The 5,189-nt window shown below is 39.2% G+C and carries 3 protein-coding genes; 2 read left to right on the forward strand and 1 reads right to left on the reverse strand.

Annotated elements, in window-relative coordinates; genetic code table 11:
- The coding region (locus AC1DPQ_RS16880) for a PhoH family protein (protein WP_477610317.1) at positions 1-767 on the forward strand (767 nt) is incomplete at its 5' end.
- A gap of 137 nt (positions 768-904) precedes the next feature.
- Here the strand turns inward: AC1DPQ_RS16880 and AC1DPQ_RS16885 are convergent.
- Entirely contained in the window at positions 905-2,116 is a 1,212-nt protein-coding gene (locus AC1DPQ_RS16885) for a TCR/Tet family MFS transporter (protein ID WP_230149915.1), read from the reverse strand.
- A gap of 434 nt (positions 2,117-2,550) precedes the next feature.
- On the opposite strand from AC1DPQ_RS16885, the gene gyrA reads away from it, so the two are divergent.
- A complete protein-coding gene (gene gyrA / locus AC1DPQ_RS16890; RefSeq protein ID WP_477583298.1) occupies positions 2,551-5,130 on the forward strand; it encodes a DNA gyrase subunit A in 2,580 nt (859 codons plus the stop codon).
- Positions 5,131-5,189: the final 59 nt, after the last annotated feature.

Here is a 5,189-nt window from a genome sequence, read left to right on the forward strand (position 1 = left end):
AAGTAGAACTGCCACCTAAAAATGGCAATCACTTTTATATTTTAAGGAATAAGAGAAAAACAGCAAATGTATTTTATAACAACAGTTTAAAAACAATTTCTGCAGTTTCTACTGATCCTATATTTAAAATCAAACCTAAAAATATTGAACAGGCATTTGCCATTCATGCACTTTTAGATCCTGAAATTAAGCTGGTGAGCATACAAGGGAATGCCGGAACAGGTAAAACGCTATTGGCTTTGGCAAGCGCTTTAGAACAGCGTAAAAACTTTAGACAGATTTATGTAACGCGACCGATTGTTTCCCTGAGCAATAAAGACATCGGTTTCTTACCAGGCGATGCAAAATCGAAAACTGATCCTTTTATGGCACCCATTTGGGATAATCTGCGGTTTATTAAAGAGCAGTTTATCGGCGATGATAAAATGTCGGAAAAGATTGATGAACTGATTATAACCGAAAAAATAGCGATTGCGCCATTGGCTTTTATCCGGGGAAGAACCCTCACCAAAATTTTCTTTATTATTGATGAGGCACAGAATTTAACACCCCATGAAGTGAAAACGATAATTTCGAGGGCGGGCGAACATACCAAAATAGTTTTCACAGGCGATATTTATCAGATTGATACGCCATACCTAGATTCTGAAAGTAATGGCCTGTCTTATTTAATCGAAAACGCTAAAAACCACCCGCTGTATGCCCATATTACCTTACATAAAGGCGAGAGGAGCGAGTTGGCTAATTTGGCTAATGAGTTGCTTTAAGCTTTTTTTCCCGTTCATCTACAGAAAAGGACTACAATGGTTGCGTCACCCTGAACTTGTTTCAGGGACTTCATTCAAACAGGGTAGGTTTTTGGGTTGCGTCTACTTCAGTCAACGATGACCGCGTTTAAGGCTTACTAATGGTATTTCTTCAAGCTCCTTAAACAGATAAACAATCCGATTAAAGTTAACACCGCACTCAATATAAATGGTGCGCCCGGAAAATAAACCGGAGCCTTGCCTTCGATAAAATAAGCAAATATATGTGTCATTACCCAAGGGGCAAATATGGCCGCTAAACTTTGTAAACCTGTTAAAACACCCTGCATTTCACCTTGTGCATTCGAAGGTACCTGATTCGAAATCAAGCCCTGCATGGCCGGTCCGCAGATTCCGGCTAAACCATAAGGAAGCATAAAAGCAAACATCATCCAGCCCTTGCTTGCAAAAGCAAAAGCTATGAAGCCTATGATGTATAAAATAAGACCAAAGTAAACCGCTTTCTTTTCTCCGATTTTAGGAAGGATCACCCTTATTAAACCACCTTGAACAAGGCCCACAACCAAACCCACAAAACCTAATGAATAGCCTACCCATGCAGCATCCCATTTAAATTTCTCCATGGTATAAAATGTCCAGTTGGATTGAACAGCGTGACTGGCAAAGTATAGTAAGAATAAGGTAGCCATTAAGCCCAATAATGCAGGGTATTTGCCAATGCTTAACAACGAACCGATTGGATTTGCCCTTTTCCAGTCAAAAGCCCTGCGTTTTTCAACAGGTAAAGATTCTGGCAGTATAAAATAACCGTAAAGCCAGTTAATTAAAGATAAACCTGCAGCAATCATAAAAGGAACCCGGGTACCAAAATGGCTGAAAGCCCCACCTAAAACCGGACCTAAGATAAATCCAACACCAAATGCTGCACCAACCAGGCCGAAATTTTGCGCTCTTTTTTCTGGAGGAGAAACATCAGCAATGTATGCTTGTGCGGTTGTAAAACTTGCGCCTGTTATTCCTGCAATAATCCTTCCTACAAATAACCAAACAATAGAAGGGGCGAAAGCTAGAAAGATGTAATCGATACCTAAACCGAACAAAGAGCTTAATAATACCGGTCTTCGTCCGTACCGATCGCTCATTGCACCGATAATTGGAGAGAATATAAATTGTACTGATGCATATGCAAGGGTGAGCCAGCCACCATATTCTGCCGCTAAACCAAAGCCACCGCCAGTGAAATCCTGAATAAGTTTTGGTAAAACCGGAATGATCAACCCAAAACCCGTAAAATCGATCAGGAGGGTAACCATAATAAAACTCATTGCAGATTTCTTTCCGTTTGCCATTATATGTAATTTGAAACGCAAAAGTATCAGAATTAGTTAAGATTGTAAATTTTAGTTCTCTACAAACCTCGTAGGTTTTTGAATCTTGCGAGGTTTAGGTCCAAATATGAAATACTGTCCTCTGTATATAAACCTGATATAGCGGAAAACCCACAATGAGGTACGAACGAGGACTTGCAGCGGTAGCAGGACTACAGACCGCCACTGAAATAGAACCTCACATTTTCAAAAAAACTTTCAACCCATTTTTTTGCAAATGCTGTAAAACTCGTTAAACTGGCCCTCAATAAATTAAAATCCCATTGGGAATAAAAAACCTATAACAAAGGTCAAAACTTTTCCACAATGCCTTAATTCGGCTAAATTTTGTTAAATTCGCAAGGTTATAGTAATACCCTTTTTAATATCGTTTTAAGTAGCGAGAATAATAATTTATGGCAGAAGATTTAGAAAATCAGCAGAACGACAAAATCATTCAAATTAATATAGAGGAGCAGATGAAATCGGCCTACATTGATTACTCAATGTCGGTAATCGTATCGAGGGCTTTGCCTGATGTACGTGATGGATTGAAACCGGTACACCGCCGTGTTTTATATGGTATGCTCGATCTTGGTGTAACCAGTAATAAACCACATAAAAAATCTGCCCGTATTGTAGGGGAGGTTTTAGGTAAGTATCACCCACATGGTGATGCATCTGTATACTTTACTATGGTTCGTATGGCTCAGGATTGGAGCTTACGTTACCCAATGGTTGATGGACAAGGAAACTTTGGTCACATTGATGGTGACTCTCCGGCTGCAATGCGTTATACTGAGGCACGTTTTTCGAAAATAGCCGAAGAAATGCTTGCTGATATCAATAAAGATACTGTAGATTTTCAGTTAAACTTTGATGATACCTTACAAGAACCAACCGTTTTACCTGCAAAAATCCCGAACTTATTGGTTAACGGATCTTCTGGTATTGCGGTAGGTATGGCCACCAATATGGCACCTCACAACTTAACCGAAGTAATTGATGGTGTGGTAAGCTATATCGATAATAGAGATATTACGATCGAGGAATTGATGAAGTTTGTAAAAGCTCCGGATTTCCCTACCGGTGGTATTATTTATGGTTATACGGGGGTAAAAGAAGCTTTCGAAACAGGTCGTGGTCGTATTGTAATGCGTGCAAAAGCCGAAATCGAGAATATTAAAGACCGCGAGGTAATTATTGTTACCGAAATCCCTTACCAGGTTAACAAAGCACAGATGATTGAGCGTACTGCTGAATTGGTTGGCGAGAAAAAACTTGAAGGCATTTCGAATATTAAAGACGAATCGAACAAAGATGGTATCCGCATCGTTTATGAAATTAAACGTGATGCAAATGCTTCTATCGTTTTAAACAACTTATATAAATATACCGCATTACAAACTTCTTTCAGTGTAAATAACATTGCATTGGTAAAAGGCCGTCCACAAATGTTAAATCTTAAAGATTTGATTGTGCATTTTGTGGATCACCGCCATGATGTGATTGTTCGCCGTACCCGTTACGAATTGGCAGAAGCCGAAAAACGCGCACACATTTTAGAAGGTTATTTAATTGCTTTAGATCATTTAGATGAAGTAATTAAATTAATCCGTGCTTCCGAAACCCCTGAAGATGCCCGTTTAGGCTTGATGGAAAAATTCGGACTGAGCGATCTTCAGGCACGTGCGATTTTGGATATGACGCTTCGTCGTTTAACAGGACTAGAGCGCGATAAGATCAAAGAAGAGTATGCAGAGTTAATGAAAACCATCGAGCATTTAAAATCTATCTTAGCAGATGAAGGTTTGCGTATGCAGATCATCAAAGATGAGTTAGCAGAAATCCGTCAGAAATTTGGTGATGAGCGTAGAACAACTATCGTTCACTCAGCCGAAGACATGAGCATGGAAGATTTCATCGATGATGAAGAAGTGGTAATCACCATCTCTCACGAAGGTTACGTAAAACGTACGCCGGCAACCGAATTTAGAGCACAGGGTAGAGGCGGAAAAGGATCTAAAGGCAGTAACTCAAGAAACGAAGATTTTATTGAACACATGCTTGTGGCCACAAACCACAATTATATGCTGTTCTTTACCGAAGCCGGAAGGTGTTTCTGGTTGAGGGTTTACGAAATTCCAGAAGGTTCACGAACCAGTAAAGGAAGAGCGATCCAGAATATTATCAATATCCCGAAAGAGGAAAAAATTAAAGCCTACATTAAGGTTAAAAACCTGAAAGATCAGGAATATTTAGAGAACAATTTCATTATTATGTGTACTAAAAAAGGTACCATTAAGAAAACTTCTCTTGAAGCCTATTCACGTCCACGTGTAAATGGTATTAATGCCATCAATATTAATGATGGTGATGTATTATTGGAAGCTTGTTTAACTAACGGACAAAGCGAAATTGTAATGGCATTACGTTCTGGTAGAGCAATCCGTTTCAACGAAAGTACGGTTCGTCCGATGGGTAGAACAGCTACTGGCGTACGCGGTGTTAGGCTTGCACACGATCAGGATGAAGTTGTTGGCATGATTGCTGTAAACAATCCTGAAGTTACAGTGTTAGTAGTATCAGAAAAAGGATACGGTAAACGTACCGATATTGAAGATTACCGTGTAACTAACCGTGGTGGTAAAGGGGTAAAAACAATTAATGTTACTGAAAAAACGGGACAATTAGTTTCAATAAAAGACGTTACAGATAGCGAAGATTTGATGATCATTAACCGTTCAGGTATTGTAATCAGAATTCCGGTATCAGCATTAAGGGTAATGGGCCGTGCCACACAAGGGGTTCGTTTGATCTCGTTAAAAGGTGATGACGAAATTGCGTCAGTTACTAAAATTGATCACGAAGAAGATGAAGAAGAAACAGTAGATTTAACAGATGTAGTAGTTACTGACGGTGAAGAAGTAGAAGCAGATACTACTCCTGAGGCAGATGATACTGAAGAAGAAGGCGAAACGGAAGAAGAAAATTAACTAAAAATAAGATTAGAATAAAAATTATGAAAAGAGTATTTCTAAGTATAGTTCTAGCA

It is taken from the genome of Pedobacter sp. 01T416_2 (genome assembly GCF_056398925.1).

Coding starts and splice junctions, on each gene's coding strand:
- AC1DPQ_RS16885 (WP_230149915.1), bottom strand. CDS start 2,116: ATGGCAAACGGAAAGAAATCTGCAATGAGTTTTATTATGGTTACCCTC.
- gyrA (WP_477583298.1), top strand. CDS start 2,551: ATGGCAGAAGATTTAGAAAATCAGCAGAACGACAAAATCATTCAAATT.